Source organism: Streptomyces sp. NPDC090083 (assembly GCF_044747445.1).
Lineage (GTDB): Bacteria > Actinomycetota > Actinomycetes > Streptomycetales > Streptomycetaceae > Streptomyces.
Window position 1 is genome coordinate 142,057 of the sequence record NZ_JBIVED010000003.1, and the last position, 13,306, is coordinate 155,362.

Genomic DNA, 13,306 nt, shown 5'->3' on the forward strand with positions numbered 1-13,306 from the left:
GGGTCACGCCTTGGTGAGGTCCTCGACCTCCTCCTCGGGCTCGCGGCCCGGGGTGGGGAGGTTCCACTTGGTGATCGCGAAGCGGAAGACGAAGTAGTAGACCGCGCCGAAGACCAGACCGATCGGGATGATCAGCCAGGGCTTGGTGGCGAGGTTCCAGTTGAGGGCGTAGTCGATGAAGCCCGCGGAGAAGGTGAAGCCGGCGTGCACGCCGAGGGCCCAGGTGATCGCCATGGACAGGGCCGTCAGCACCGCGTGGATCGCGTACAGGATCGGGGCGATGAACATGAACGAGAACTCGATGGGCTCGGTCACACCGGTCACGAAGGACGTCAGCGCGAGCGAGATCATCATGCCGGTGACGGCCTTGCGGCGCTCCGGGCGGGCGGTGTGCGCGATGGCGAGCGCGGCGGCCGGGAGGCCGAACATCATGATGGGGAAGAAGCCCGACATGAACTGTCCGGCGGACGGGTCACCGGCGAAGAAGCGGGTCAGGTCGCCGTGGACGACCGTACCGGCGGAGTTCTTGAAGTCGCCGATCTGGAACCAGGCCACCGAGTTGACGAACTGGTGCATGCCGACCGGGATCAGACCGCGGTTGATCAGACCGAACAGACCGGCACCGAAGGCGCCGAGACCGGTGATCCACTCACCGAAGTTCGAGATGCCCTCGCCGATCGGCTTCCAGACGAGGCCGAAGAAGACACCCATGATCGTGCCGACGAACGCCATGATGATCGGGACGAGCCGGCGGCCGTTGAAGAAGCCGAGCCAGTCGACCAGCTTCGTCCGGTGGAACCGCTGCCACAGCACCGCGGAGAGCAGCCCCATGATGATGCCGCCGAGGACACCGGGGTTGTTGTAGGTCGCCGGTACGTCGGCGCCCTTCAGGATCTGCGCCTCGGTGACGGGGAAGGCCTTGAGCACATTGCTGTAGACGAGGAAGCCGACGAGCGCGGCGAGTGCGGTGGAGCCGTCGGACTTCTTGGCGAAGCCGATCGCGACACCTATGCAGAACAGGAGCGGCAGGTTGTCGAAGATCGCGCCACCGGCGGTGGCGAAGACAGCCGTCACCTTGTCCGGGAGGTGCAGCTTGTCGTGGATGTCTGCCTGACCGAACCGGAGCAGGATGCCCGCCGCCGGAAGCACAGCGATCGGGAGCTGTAGGCTGCGGCCGATCTTCTGCAGGCCCTGGAACAGGCCGGATCCCCACTTCTTTGTGGGTGCCGCCGTTGGCGCGGTGGCAGTGCTCATGGACTTCCTCCATCGGGTGGTGGTCTACACCACTCAGTGGTGTAGACCTGTTGTAGCAGATGAAGTCCGCATAAAGGAACCCGCTGAATCTGCGACCGGATCGCTACGCCACGTACACGGCCGCCCGCACGCCAAAAGGCCCCCGGACCAGCGGTCCGAGGGCCCAACTCCCTTGCTCCGTCAGGCTTTTGTGACGTCCTCGCGCTCGCCCTCCGGCTCCCGCCCCGGCGTCTTCAGATCGAACCTCGTGATCGCGAACCGGAAGACGACGTAGTACACCGCCGCGAAACACAGCCCGATCGGAATGATCGCCCACGGCTTCGTCGCCAGGTTCCAGTTGATCGCGTAGTCGATCAGCCCCGCCGAGAAGCTGAAACCGTCGTGCACCCCGAGCCCCCACGTCACCGCCATCGACACCCCGGTCAGCACCGCGTGGATCGCGTAGAGCACCGGCGCGATGAACAGGAACGAGTACTCGATCGGCTCGGTGATACCCGTCACGAACGACGTGAGCGCCACCGACAGCATCAGCCCGCCCACCTCCTTGCGCCGCTCCGGCCGCGCGCAGTGTGCGATCGCGAGCGCCGCCGCCGGCAGCGCGAACATCATGATGGGGAAGAAGCCCGAGGTGAACTGCCCCGCGTGCGGGTCACCCGCCAGGAACATGTTGATGTCACCGTGCACCACCGTCCCGTCCGGCTTCGTGTAACTGCCGAACTGGAACCAGATGGGCACGTTCAGGAACTGGTGCAGCCCCACGACCAGCAGCGCCCGGTTGGCGAGCCCGAACACCCCCGCGCCCAGCGCACCCCGCGCGCTCAGCCAGTCGCTGAAGTGCTCCAGCCCGGTGCCGATCGGCGGCCACACCCACAGCGCCAACGCCGCGACCGCGATCGCCACGAACGACATGATGATCGGCACCAGCCGCCGCCCGTTGAAGAAGCCGAGCCAGTCCACCAGCTTCGTCCGGTGGTACCGCGCCCAGAAGAACGCGGTCAGCAGTCCCAGCACGATCCCGCCGAACACCCCGGGATTCTGGTACGTGAACGCCGAGACCGAGTGATCGGCGGCCTGGCAGCCGATGCCCGGCACCACGTTCGTACCGCCCGTGCAGTCCTTCGGGAACTGACGCAGCACGTTGTAGTAGACGAGGAAGCCGACGAGTCCCGCCAGTGCCGTCGACCCGTCGGACTTCTTCGCCATCCCGATCGCGACACCCACGCAGAACAGCAGCGGCAGCCCGAGCTGCCCGTCCAGCAGCGCGCCGCCCGCACCCGCCATCACCTTCGAGACGTTGGTCCACCCGAGGCCGTCGTCCCCGAACACGTCCGGCTGCCCCAGCCGGTTGAGGATGCCGGCGGCCGGCAGTACGGCGATGGGCAGTTGGAGGCTGCGGCCCATCTTCTGCAACCCCTGGAACAGGGTGCTCCAATAGCTGCGCCCAGGACGGGTGGCGGCACTGTCGGCACTCATGGACGCCCCTCGGTAATGTGGTGTAGACCAGTTGGCGACGTGATCGTTCACCATCATTCGGCACGCCGGACATGACCGCTCGCGAAGCTGGGCCAACTGTGGGTTACTGCGACAAAGCGGTTCGGATCAGGGAGAGAACAACATGGCCACCAAGGCTGAGAAGATCGTTGCCGGGCTGGGCGGCATCGACAACATCGAAGAGGTCGAGGGCTGCATCACCCGCCTGCGCACCGAGGTGAAGGACCCGTCGCTCGTCGACGACGCCGCCCTGAAGGCCGCCGGCGCCCACGGCGTCGTCAAGATGGGCACGGCCATCCAGGTCGTCATCGGCACCGACGCCGACCCGATCGCGGCGGACATCGAAGACATGATGTGAAGCAGGGGGACCATCCCCGGCTTCGCGTACTGAGGGGCTCCTCCCACCCGGGAGGAGCCCCTTCCGCGACCACCCCTTCGCCGTCCACCCCCTCCCCGCCAACCACTAGGCTCATCGCCATGTCTCGAATCGACGGCCGCACCCCCGAACAGCTCCGCCCCGTCACCATCGAACGCGGCTGGAGCAAGCACGCCGAGGGCTCCGTCCTCGTCTCCTTCGGCGACACGAAGGTCTTCTGCACCGCCTCCGTCACCGAAGGCGTCCCCCGCTGGCGCAAGGGCAGCGGCGAGGGCTGGGTCACCGCGGAGTACTCCATGCTGCCCCGCGCCACCAACACCCGCGGCGACCGCGAATCCGTCCGCGGCAAGATCGGCGGCCGCACCCACGAGATCAGCCGCCTCATCGGCCGCTCGCTGCGCGCGGTCATCGACTACAAGGCCCTCGGCGAGAACACCGTCGTCCTCGACTGCGACGTCCTCCAGGCCGACGGTGGCACCCGTACGGCGGCCATCACCGGCGCGTACGTCGCGCTGGCCGACGCGGTCGCCTGGGCCCAGGGCCGGAAGCTCGTCAAGGCCGGCCGCCAGCCCCTCACCGGAACCGTCTCCGCGGTCTCGGTCGGCATCGTCGGCGGAGTCCCGCTCCTGGACCTCTGCTACGAGGAGGACGTCCGCGCCGAGACCGACATGAACGTCGTCTGCACCGGCGACGGCCGCTTCGTCGAGGTCCAGGGCACCGCCGAGGCCGAGCCCTTCGCGCGCGACGAACTCAACGCCCTCCTCGACCTCGCGGTCGCCGGCTGCGCGGACCTGACCGCCGTACAGCGCACGGCACTTGAGGCCACGCTGGAGAAGTAGGAAGCTGGATCGGGCAGGTAAAGGGCGTACCAAGAGAGGCGGGCCGCCGGGGCAACCCGGCGGCCCGTCCCCGCGTCCCTACGCATACGGAACGGATACGGGGCCGGCCGCCGAGGCCACCCCAGGGGGAGGCACCGAAACCATGGCCGCAAGCCGACGAAGCCGCAGCAGCCGTCGCCGGACCGCCCTGGCCGTGGGCGCGGCCGTGATCGGCCTGACCGCCGGACTCACCACCGGCTGCGACGCCGTCGACAAGGCCATCGACTGCGTCCAGACCGCCGACACCATCGCCGACAGCGTCACCGGCCTCCAACAGGCCGTGGAGAACGCGGCGAACGACCCCACCCAGACCGACACGTCCCTCAACTCCATCGAGAAGGACCTCGACAAGATCGGCGACAAGACGGACAACGCCGACGTCAACAAGGCGGTGGACCACCTCCGCGAGGCCGTCGACAACGTCCGCACGGCGGTGAGGAACGGCGACAACACGCCTGACATCAGCCCGGTGACGGACGCGGCGGGAGAGCTGACGAAGGTGTGCACGTCGTAAGGGAACGGGAGTTGGGCCCGTGCCGGGGGACTCGCTCGAGCGCGCGGAGGCGGCCGGGATACTGGACGGCATGACACGCCTGATCCTCGCCACCCGCAACGCCGGGAAAATCACCGAACTGAGGTCGATCCTCACCGACGCGGGCCTGCCCCACGAGCTCGTCGGCGCGGAGTCGTACCCCGACATCCCGGACGTCAAGGAGACAGGCGTCACCTTCGCGGAGAACGCCCTGTTGAAGGCCCACGCCCTGGCCCGGGCGACGGGTCTCCCGGCGGTCGCCGACGACTCCGGCCTCTGCGTGGACGTGCTGAACGGCGCGCCCGGCATCTTCTCGGCCCGCTGGTCCGGCACCCACGGCGACGACCAGGCCAACCTGGACCTGCTCCTGGCCCAGCTGTCGGACATCGCGGACGAACACCGGGGCGCCCACTTCGCGTGCGCGGCGGCCCTGGCGCTGCCCGACGGCACGGAACGAGTGGTCGAGGGCCAGCTGCGCGGCACCCTCCGCACCACCCCGGCAGGCACCAACGGCTTCGGCTACGACCCGATCCTCCAGCCCGAGGGCGAGACCCGAACCTGCGCGGAACTCACACCGGACGAGAAGAACACGATCAGCCACCGGGGGAAGGCGTTCCGGGCACTGGTGCCGGTGATTCGGGAGTTGCTGGGCTGAGACACGTCGAAGGGCGCGTTCCGGAGTCCGTGGCGCGCCCTTCGTGAAGTGGGCCCGGTGGGACTCGAACCCACGACACACCGGACCTAAACCGGCGCCCTCTAGCCAGCTGGGGTACGGGCCCACAGCGCTGCCTACTCTACTGTGCGGCCCTGCGAGGCCGTACGCGGAGATCGATTCGCGAAGGTCTACGTCTGGCTGTGACAGGACAGGCACAGGTACCGCAGGTTCTCCCTCCGGTTGTCCGCCCGGGAGGCTTTTTTCATGACCTCATTCGCAGCCTCGTCCACGACCTCGCCCCCGCCGGTGCATGTTCGACCGGCGACCCCCGCCGACCGCCCCACCGTCGAACGTCTCTGGCTGATGTTCCGGCACGACATGTCGGAGTTCGGGAGCGGTGGGGAGCCTCAACTGCCCGATCCGGACGGCTCGTTCCGCAGTGAGCGGCTGGAGTCGGCGTTCTCCGGGGATGCCGACTGGGCGCCGTATCTCTTCCTCCGCGGCGACCGGCCCGTCGGGTTCGCGTTCGTGCGGGGGATCGCGGGGCCCACCCGGGTGCTCAACAGTTTCTTTGTCGTGCGCGGTGCCCGGCGGGGTGGCGTCGGGATGCGGGCCGTGCGGGACGTCGTCGCGCGGTGTCCGGGGGAGTGGGAGGTCGCGTTCCAGGACGGCAATCCGGGGGCCGTGGCGTTCTGGCGGCGGGTGGGTGAGGAGCTGGCCCCGGGGGAGTGGGGCGAGGAGCGCAGGCCGGTGCCCGGGCGGGTCGGCCTGCCTCCCGATGTGTGGATCTCGTTCAGGTATGGAGGGGCGGGAAGGACGGGCGGGGTGGGCGGGGTCTAGGGGCCTGGAGTCTCAGATGCCCAGGTCCTTGATGATCTTCGCCACGTGGCCGGTCGCCCGCACGTTGTACAGCGCGTGCTCGACCTTGCCGGCCTCGTCGACGACGATCGTGGAGCGGATCACGCCCATGTACGTCTTGCCGTAGTTCTTCTTCTCGCCGAAGGCCGCGTACGCGTCGAGGACCGTCTTGTCGGGGTCCGCGAGGAGGGTGACCTTGAGGTTCTCCTTCTCGCGGAACTTGGCGAGCTTCTCCGGCTGGTCGGGGGAGATGCCGATGACGTCGTACCCGGCGCCGGTCAGCAGCTCCAGGTTGTCCGTGAAGTCGCAGGCCTGCTTGGTGCAGCCGGGGGTCAGGGCCGCCGGGTAGAAGTAGACGATGACCTTGCGGCCCTTGTGGTCGGCGAGGGACACCTCGTGGCCGTCGGCGTCGGGCAGCGTGAAGGCGGGGGCAACGTCCCCGGGCTGGAGTCGTTCACTCATCGCGCTAGCGTAACCGGGGGTGCTGACAGTGCACTCCGCCCGAGAGCTGACAGACTGTGCGACACAAGTACCAGCAGACTTCGGAGGCCGTACGGTGACGGACACGTCGAACACGCCGGACACCAGAACGCCGGCGCAGATCGAGGCGGACATCAAGCGCCGCCGCGATGTCCTGGCCGACACGCTCGACGAGATCGGGGTGCGGGTGCACCCGAAGACCATCGTGGGCGACGCGAAGGCCAAGGTCGCGTCGAACATCGACCACACCCTCGGCAGGGCGTACGTCGGTGTCAACCGCGTCGTGAGCGATGTCAGGGGCCAGTTCGTGGACGAGGAGGGCGCCCCGCGGATCGAGCGGATCGTCCCCGTCGCGCTGGTCGCCGTCGGTGTCGTCGGCCTGTTCGTCCTCGGCTCCCGGCGTCGCAGGCGCTGACGCGGTGGCGGGACGGGGCCGGTTCCGGGGCCACCCGGCCGCGTACGGACGGGCCTTGGGCAGGTAGGTTCGTGGGCGTGAGCGCCAAGAGAGACGAGCAGAGCACCCAGAACGACAAGCTGCCCATCCGGATGCTGCACGACCGTGTGCTCGTGCGTCAGGACAAGAGCGAGGGCGAGCGGCGTTCGGGTGGCGGGATCCTGATTCCCGCGACGGCGGCCGTGGGGCGCCGGCTGGCCTGGGCCGACGTGGTCGCCGTGGGGCAGAACGTGCGGACGGTGGAGCCGGGTGACCGGGTGCTGTACGACCCCGAGGACCGTGCCGAGGTCGAGGTGCGCGGGGTGGCCTACGTCCTGATGCGGGAGCGGGATCTGCACGCGGTCGCCGCGGACCGGTTCGAGGGGTCCGAGGACTCGACCGGGCTGTATCTGTAGGAAGCGAGCGCCGAAGGGGCTGGTGACCATCGTCACCAGCCCCTTTTGCCGTTCCTTTGCTACGTTGGGAAGCAGCCCGACGAGACGCGCCGTACCGGGGGACACGCAAAGACGACGCACTGCCGTCAGTCACACACGTGTCTCGGAGGTGCCTCTCATGGCCTGGGTCCTGCTGGTCGTCGCCGGTCTGCTCGAAGTCGGCTGGTCGATCGGGATGAAGTACACGGACGGGTTCACCCGGCTCGTCCCGAGCATGTTCACCGGCGCCGGGATCGTCGCCAGCATGGTGTTGCTGTCGTACGCGGCGAAGTCGCTGCCGATCGGCACGGCCTACGGCGTGTGGGTCGGGATCGGGGCGGCGGGGGCGGCGGTGCTCGGGATGGTGGTGCTGGGGGAGCCGGTCACCGCGGCCCGGATCTTCTTCGTGTGTCTGCTGCTGGTCGCCGTGGTGGGGCTGAAGGCGACCTCCGGCCACTGAGACCGGCGGTCGCCCCGCCCACGGTCAGGGACGAGCCGTCACTCCTTCTTCCGGCCGGTGACGCTCTGGGGCCCGGCGGTGGTCGCGCCGCCGGTGGTGTCCCCGGTCGTGCCGCCGTCCGTCGTGGTTCCCGTCGTGCCGCCGGTCCCGGTGGTCCCGCCGTCGGTGGTCGTGCCGGTCGTGCCGCCGGTGGTCGCGGTGCCGCCGTCGGTGGCCGTGCCGCCCGTGGAGGTGGTGCCGTCGGTGGTGGTGCCGGTGGTGCCCGGCGTGCCGGTGTCGCCGCCGGTGGTCGCCGTGCCGCCGTCGGTCTGGCCCTGGGTCTGGCCCTGGTCGCCCTGGCCGCCGGTGGTGGTCGTGCCGCCGTTGTCCTGGTCGCCGGTGGTCGCGGGCTGGCTGGGCTGCTGGCTCGGCGGTGCGACGGTCTCGGCGCCGTCCTGGAGCTGGAGGTCGAAGTCGCTCGCCTCGGTGCCCTTGAGGGCGGCCTTGGTGTACTGGGCCCAGATCTCGGCGGGCGCCCCGCCGCCGTTGACGCGTTCGAGGCCCATCGCGCCGTAGAGCGACTTGTGGGCGGCGGTGGTCGGGTCCTGCCCCATGACGGAGACGACGGTGGCGAGGTCGGGGGTGTAGCCGGCGAACCAGGCCGCCGTGTCCTCCTCCGCCGTGCCGGTCTTGCCGGCCGCGGGGCGGTCGGCGCCCTGGGCGGCGGTGGCCGTGCCGTTGTCGACGACGCTCTGCAGGACCGAGGTGGTGGTGTCGGCGGCCTCGCGGCTCACCGCGCGGGTCGTCCTGTTCGCCGGCAGTTTGATCTCGTCCGTGCCGTCCTTGGTGATCTTCGAGATCATCGTGTACGTGTGCCGCTCACCGTGGTTGGCGATGGTGGCGTACGCCTCCGCCATGTCGAGGACGCTCGCGGTGGACGGGCCGAGCGCGATCGACGGGGTGGCGGTCAGGTCCGGGGTGTCGGACGGGATGCCGAGGGCCACGGCGGTCTGCTTGACCTTCGTGGGGCCGACGTCGACCGCCATCTGCGCGTACACCGAGTTGACGGACTTGTCGGTCGCGGTGCGGACGGTGATGTCGCCGTAGGAGACCTCGTCCTCGTTCTCCGGGGCGTACGAGCCGCCGTTCCAGCCTTCCACGGGGCGCTTGTTGGTGCCGTCGTAGTAGGTGTTGGGCGTGATGGTCTGGCCGTCCTGGGTCTGCGAGTCGTTCTGGATCGCGGAGGTGAGGACGAACGGCTTGAAGGTGGAGCCGACTTGGAAGTCGCCGCGGGTCGCGCCGTTCGTGTACTGCTTCACGTAGTCGATGCCGCCGTACATCGCGACGATCTTTCCGGTCTTCGGGTCGACCGAAGCGCCGCCCGCGCGCACGTAGTTGTCGACCTTGCGGCTCTTCTTGTCGAGCTTGGACATGAGTTGGTCGTCGACGGACTTCACGAAGGCGTTCTGCTTGCTCTTCTGCAGGGTGGTCGTGATGCGGTAGCCGCCCGCTTCGAGGGTGTCCGCGTCGATGATCTTGTTCGTGGTGAGGTAGTCCTTGATCGCGCCGACGATGTAACCGCGCTGTCCGGACATGCTCGTCGAGGCCGTGGCCTCCTTCGGCATCGGGAACTTCATGCCGGTGCGCTCGGCCTGGGTGAGCCAGCCCTTCTTGACCATGCCGTCGAGGACGTAGTTCCAACGGGCCAGCGCCGAGGCCTTGTTCTCGGGATGCGCCACGACGTCGTACTCGCTCGGCGCGTTCAGCAGCGCGGCGAGGTAGGCGCCGCGGCCGGCGTCGAGGTCGGCGGCGTCCTTGCCGTAGTAGGCCTGGGCGGCGGCCTGGATGCCGTAGGCGTTGCGGCCGAAGTAACTGGTGTTGAGGTAGCCCTCCAGGATCTCGTCCTTGGACTCCTCGCGGTCCAGCTTGATCGAGATGAAGAACTCCTTCACCTTGCGGGTGACGGTCTGTTCCTGGCCCAGGTAGTAGTTCTTCACGTACTGCTGGGTGATCGTCGAGCCGGACTGGGTGCCCTTGCCGGTCGCCGTGTTCCACGCGGCGCGGACCATCGCCTTGGGGTCGACGGCGGACTCGGTGTAGAAGTCCCGGTCCTCGGCGGCGAGTACGGCGTGCTGGGCGTTCTTCGACACCTGGGCGAGGCCCACGTTCTCGCGGTTGACCTCGCCGTCGCGGGCGAGCTGGGAGCCGTCCGCGTAGAGGTACACGTTGGACTGCTTCGTGGCGAGCGCGTTGGCCGGCGGGATGTTGACCATCGAGTAGCCGAGATAGAACGCGCCGACCAGCAGCGCGACGAGTACGACGACCCCGCCGAGCGTCATCCGCCAGGTCGGGATGATCCGGCGCCATCCGGTGCGCCGGGGCCGCTTGGCCTTCTTCGGCTTCTCACCGCCGGGCGCCCCGGGGGCCTCGGGGGTGGCGGCCGCTTCCGGCTCTCTCGGTGCCCAGCCCTGGTTCGGCTGCTGCGGCTGCGGCTGGTCGCTCATGTCGTGCACGGACTCCTGTTTCGCGTCGTACGGTCCCGTACGGCCTCGTACGTTCCTGTACGGCCTTGTGCGCTTCTGCGCCCCCAGACGAAGACTCTCGCACCATGCGTTCCGTTCCCGCCCATCGGCACGCACTCGCCCGGAAAATGCGTGGCGTGCGTCACCACCTGCGCACTAGGCTCCTGCGCTTCGGTGTCAAGAGGGGACGGAGGGTGGTTTCCGTGGGCGCTGGACGGTTGTACGCGGCCGTCGCGGCGGGGGGTTTCAGGCGGTACGCGACCTACCGGGCGGCGACGTTCGCCGGGGTCTTCACCAACACCGTCTTCGGTGTCGTCCTCGTCTACACGTACCTGGCGCTGTGGGACGAGCGCCCGCATCTCGGGGGCTACGACCAGGCGCAGGCGGTCACCTACGTGTGGCTCGGGCAGTGCCTGTACGCGACGCTGGCGATCCAGGGCGGCGGGTTCGAGAAGGACCTGATGGAGCGCATCCGCACGGGCGACATCGCCGTCGACCTGTACCGGCCCGCCGACCTCCAACTCTGGTGGCTGGCCGGCGACTTCGGCCGGGCCCTGTTCCAGCTGATCGGCCGGGGCGTGATCCCGTTCGCGTTCGGCGCGCTGTTCTTCCCGATGGCACTTCCCGCGGACGTCATGTCCTGGCTGGCCCTCCTGGCGGCGCTGCTGCTCGCCATGACCGTCAGCTTCGGCCTCCGCTATCTCATGGCGATGAGCGTGTTCTGGCTGCTGGACGGCACGGGCGTCAACCAGGCCATGATGATCCTCGGGATCTTCTGCTCGGGCATGGTGCTCCCGCTGAACGCCTTCCCCGGCTGGCTCGGCACGTTCGTGCAGGCGCTGCCCTGGGCGGCGCAGATCCAGGTGCCCGCGGACGTGCTGATGGGGAAGACCGACCCGCTGCACGCGTACGCGTTCCAGGCGACCTGGGCGGTGGTGCTGCTCGCGGTGGGGCGGCTGACGCAGTCGGCGGCGACGCGGAGGGTGGTGGTGCAGGGTGGCTGAGACGACCCGCCGGAGGGAGTACCGGATCGGTGAACTGCCGCGCTGGCGCGAGGGGTTGCGCGCCTACGGCCTGATCGCCGGGATGTGGATCAGGTCGAGCATGGCCTACCGCACGTCCTTCGTCATCACCGTCGTCGGCAACCTGCTGGTCACCGGCCTCGACTTCGCCACCATCCTGCTGATGTTCTCCCAGGTCGGCTCGCTCGGCGGCTGGTCCCTGCCCGAAGTCGCCTTCCTGTACGGCCTGTCGTCGACCGCGTTCGGCATCTCCGATCTGGTCCTCGGCTCGATGGACGTCCTCGGCTCCCGTATCCGCGACGGCTCCTTCGACACCCTCCTGGTGCGCCCGGCCCCGGTGCTGGCCCAGATCGGCGCCGACCGCTTCGCGCTGCGCCGCCTGGGCCGGATCACCCAGGGCGCCCTGGTCCTCGGGTACGCGCTGTTCCACGTCGACGTCGACTGGACGGTCGGGAAGCTGCTGCTGGTGCCGGTGATGCTGCTGTGCGGGGCGGTGATCTTCGGGTCGCTGTTCGTGGCGGGTGCGGCCTTCCAGATCCTGGCGCAGGACGCGGCCGAGGTGCAGAACGCGTTCACCTACGGCGGCAACACCCTGCTGTCGTATCCGCCGACGGTGTTCGGCAAGGACTTCGTGCGGGGCGTGACCTTCATACTGCCGCTCGCCTTCGTCAACTGGGTGCCCGCCTCCTACGTGTTGGGGCGGCCGTACCCGCTGGACCTGCCGGCGGGCGCGGCCCTCGCGTCGCCGCTGGTGGCGCTCGCCTTCTGCGCGCTGGCCGGTCTCGCCTGGCGGGCGGGGCTCATGTTGTACCGAAGCACGGGGAGTTGAGGGTTGTGGACGAGCAGGTCACCCAGGACGGCGATCTCGCCCGGGACGAGCGTTTCATTCAGCTCGACGGCGTCGAGAAGGTCTTCGACGTGCGCAAGAAGACCGGGTTCATGAAACGGGAGCGGCGGCAGGTGCGGGCCGTCGACTCGATCTCCTTCACCGTGGCACGCGGCGAGATGGTCGGCTACATCGGCCCGAACGGCGCCGGGAAGTCGACCACCATCAAGATGCTGACCGGCATCCTCACTCCGAGCGCCGGCCGGCTGCGGGTCGCCGGCATCGACCCGTCCCGCGAGCGCACCCGGCTCGCGCACCGCATCGGCGTGGTCTTCGGCCAGCGGACCACCCTCTGGTGGGACCTCCCGCTGATCGACTCGTACCAGCTGATGCACCGCATGTACCGCATCCCGGACGCCCGTTACGCCGAGAACCTCGACCACTGTGTCGAACTCCTCGAACTGGGCGCCCTGTTGGACGTCCCCGTACGCCAGCTGTCCCTCGGCCAGCGGATGCGCGGCGACATCGCGGCGGCCCTGCTGCACGACCCCGAGGTCCTCTACCTCGACGAGCCGACCATCGGCCTCGACGTCATCTCCAAGGCCAAGGTCCGTGCGTTCCTGCGGGACTTGAACGCCGAGCGCGGCACCACGGTCCTGCTCACCACCCATGACCTCCAGGACATCGAGCAGTTGTGCTCCCGCGTGATGGTCATCGACCACGGCCGTCTGATGTACGACGGGCCGCTCGACGGTCTGCACGAGGCGGGGGAGAGCGAACGGACCCTCGTGGTGGACCTGGAGCGGGAGATGCCCCCGATCGAGGTGCCGGACGCGCGGGTCGTGAAGGTGGAGGGCCCGAGGCAGTGGCTGGCGTTCCCCGCGTCGGAGTCGGCGGCTCCCCTGGTCGCCCGGATCGCCGCGGAGTACCCGATGGTGGACCTGTCGGTGCGCGAGCCGGACATCGAGGCGGTGATCGCCAAGATGTACGCGGAGCAGTCGGAACAGGCGGGACAGGCGCAGCGGGCGGTGTCGTAGAGAGGGCCGCGGGCGAGAGCCGCGGGAGAGGGTCGTAGGAGAGGGGAGGGCGGGGCCGCCGTCCTTCAC

The 13,306-nt window shown here is 69.1% G+C and carries 15 protein-coding genes, 1 tRNA gene and 1 riboswitch; of the genes, 11 read left to right on the top strand and 5 right to left on the bottom strand.

Going from position 1 to position 13,306, the window contains the following annotated elements:
• Positions 1 to 3 precede the first annotated feature (3 nt).
• Together ACIPTO_RS11680 and ACIPTO_RS11685 are read right to left on the bottom strand one after the other, a co-directional pair.
• Positions 4 to 1,254, bottom strand: a complete 1,251-nt coding sequence (locus ACIPTO_RS11680) for a PTS transporter subunit EIIC (protein ID WP_366313007.1) — start codon at positions 1,252 to 1,254, stop codon at positions 4 to 6.
• Between the two features lie 180 nt (positions 1,255 to 1,434).
• Positions 1,435 to 2,727, bottom strand: a complete 1,293-nt coding sequence (locus tag ACIPTO_RS11685; protein WP_401191007.1) for a PTS transporter subunit EIIC — start codon at positions 2,725 to 2,727, stop codon at positions 1,435 to 1,437.
• A 106-nt stretch (positions 2,728 to 2,833) separates the two neighbouring features.
• Here ACIPTO_RS11685 and ACIPTO_RS11690 point away from each other — a divergent pair, with 106 nt between their 5' ends.
• The 4 genes from ACIPTO_RS11690 to rdgB all read left to right on the top strand — a co-directional run bounded on the left by ACIPTO_RS11690 (position 2,834) and on the right by rdgB (position 5,186).
• Positions 2,834 to 3,103, top strand: a complete 270-nt coding sequence (locus tag ACIPTO_RS11690) for a PTS glucose/sucrose transporter subunit IIB (protein ID WP_366314426.1) — start codon at positions 2,834 to 2,836, stop codon at positions 3,101 to 3,103.
• A gap of 119 nt (positions 3,104 to 3,222) precedes the next feature.
• Positions 3,223 to 3,960, top strand: coding sequence for a ribonuclease PH (rph, locus tag ACIPTO_RS11695; protein ID WP_366313011.1), 738 nt, complete (start codon positions 3,223 to 3,225; stop codon positions 3,958 to 3,960).
• Between the two features lie 142 nt (positions 3,961 to 4,102).
• Positions 4,103 to 4,513 (top strand): hypothetical protein, encoded by a 411-nt coding sequence (locus ACIPTO_RS11700; protein ID WP_366313013.1) that lies wholly within the window; start codon positions 4,103 to 4,105, stop codon positions 4,511 to 4,513.
• A gap of 70 nt (positions 4,514 to 4,583) precedes the next feature.
• The gene (rdgB, locus tag ACIPTO_RS11705; protein WP_401191009.1) at positions 4,584 to 5,186 is read left to right on the top strand and encodes an RdgB/HAM1 family non-canonical purine NTP pyrophosphatase; all 603 of its coding nucleotides are present in this window, start codon (positions 4,584 to 4,586) and stop codon (positions 5,184 to 5,186) included.
• A gap of 49 nt (positions 5,187 to 5,235) precedes the next feature.
• Here the strand turns inward: rdgB and ACIPTO_RS11710 are convergent.
• Positions 5,236 to 5,310 (bottom strand) — tRNA-Leu (locus ACIPTO_RS11710).
• Positions 5,311 to 5,450: 140 nt separating this feature from the next.
• Between ACIPTO_RS11710 and ACIPTO_RS11715 the strand changes: the two genes are divergently transcribed.
• Positions 5,451 to 6,026 carry a GNAT family N-acetyltransferase gene (locus ACIPTO_RS11715; RefSeq protein ID WP_401191011.1) on the top strand — a complete coding sequence of 192 codons (576 nt, stop codon included), beginning with the start codon at positions 5,451 to 5,453 and terminating at the stop codon, positions 6,024 to 6,026.
• Between the two features lie 12 nt (positions 6,027 to 6,038).
• On the opposite strand, the gene bcp is transcribed toward ACIPTO_RS11715, so the two are convergent.
• Positions 6,039 to 6,506 carry a thioredoxin-dependent thiol peroxidase gene (gene bcp / locus ACIPTO_RS11720; protein WP_366313021.1) on the bottom strand — a complete coding sequence of 156 codons (468 nt, stop codon included), beginning with the start codon at positions 6,504 to 6,506 and terminating at the stop codon, positions 6,039 to 6,041.
• Positions 6,507 to 6,600: 94 nt separating this feature from the next.
• Between bcp and ACIPTO_RS11725 the strand changes: the two genes are divergently transcribed.
• From ACIPTO_RS11725 to ACIPTO_RS11735, 3 genes are all read left to right on the top strand, one after another.
• A complete protein-coding gene (locus ACIPTO_RS11725; RefSeq protein WP_328831162.1) occupies positions 6,601 to 6,939 on the top strand; it encodes a DUF3618 domain-containing protein in 339 nt (112 codons plus the stop codon).
• A gap of 77 nt (positions 6,940 to 7,016) precedes the next feature.
• Entirely contained in the window at positions 7,017 to 7,373 is a 357-nt protein-coding gene (locus ACIPTO_RS11730; protein ID WP_328831163.1) for a co-chaperone GroES, read from the top strand.
• A gap of 53 nt (positions 7,374 to 7,426) precedes the next feature.
• Positions 7,427 to 7,494: riboswitch (guanidine-III (ykkC-III) riboswitch) on the top strand.
• Positions 7,495 to 7,530: 36 nt separating this feature from the next.
• Complete coding sequence (locus ACIPTO_RS11735) at positions 7,531 to 7,851, top strand: DMT family transporter (RefSeq protein ID WP_401191014.1); 321 nt, start codon at positions 7,531 to 7,533, stop codon at positions 7,849 to 7,851.
• Positions 7,852 to 7,889: 38 nt separating this feature from the next.
• Here the strand turns inward: ACIPTO_RS11735 and ACIPTO_RS11740 are convergent, their stop codons facing one another.
• Positions 7,890 to 10,334: a transglycosylase domain-containing protein gene (locus ACIPTO_RS11740; RefSeq protein WP_401191016.1), complete on the bottom strand. Its 2,445-nt coding sequence runs from the start codon at positions 10,332 to 10,334 to the stop codon at positions 7,890 to 7,892.
• A gap of 221 nt (positions 10,335 to 10,555) precedes the next feature.
• Between ACIPTO_RS11740 and ACIPTO_RS11745 the strand changes: the two genes are divergently transcribed.
• The 3 genes from ACIPTO_RS11745 to ACIPTO_RS11755 all read left to right on the top strand — a co-directional run bounded on the left by ACIPTO_RS11745 (position 10,556) and on the right by ACIPTO_RS11755 (position 13,237).
• Positions 10,556 to 11,356: an ABC transporter permease gene (locus ACIPTO_RS11745; protein ID WP_401191018.1), complete on the top strand. Its 801-nt coding sequence runs from the start codon at positions 10,556 to 10,558 to the stop codon at positions 11,354 to 11,356.
• Positions 11,357 to 11,438: 82 nt separating this feature from the next.
• On the top strand, positions 11,439 to 12,203 hold the full coding sequence (locus tag ACIPTO_RS11750; protein WP_401192090.1) for an ABC transporter permease: 765 nt from the start codon (positions 11,439 to 11,441) through the stop codon (positions 12,201 to 12,203).
• 5 nt (positions 12,204 to 12,208) lie between these two features.
• Entirely contained in the window at positions 12,209 to 13,237 is a 1,029-nt protein-coding gene (locus ACIPTO_RS11755) for an ATP-binding cassette domain-containing protein (protein WP_401191020.1), read from the top strand.
• Positions 13,238 to 13,306 lie beyond the last annotated feature (69 nt).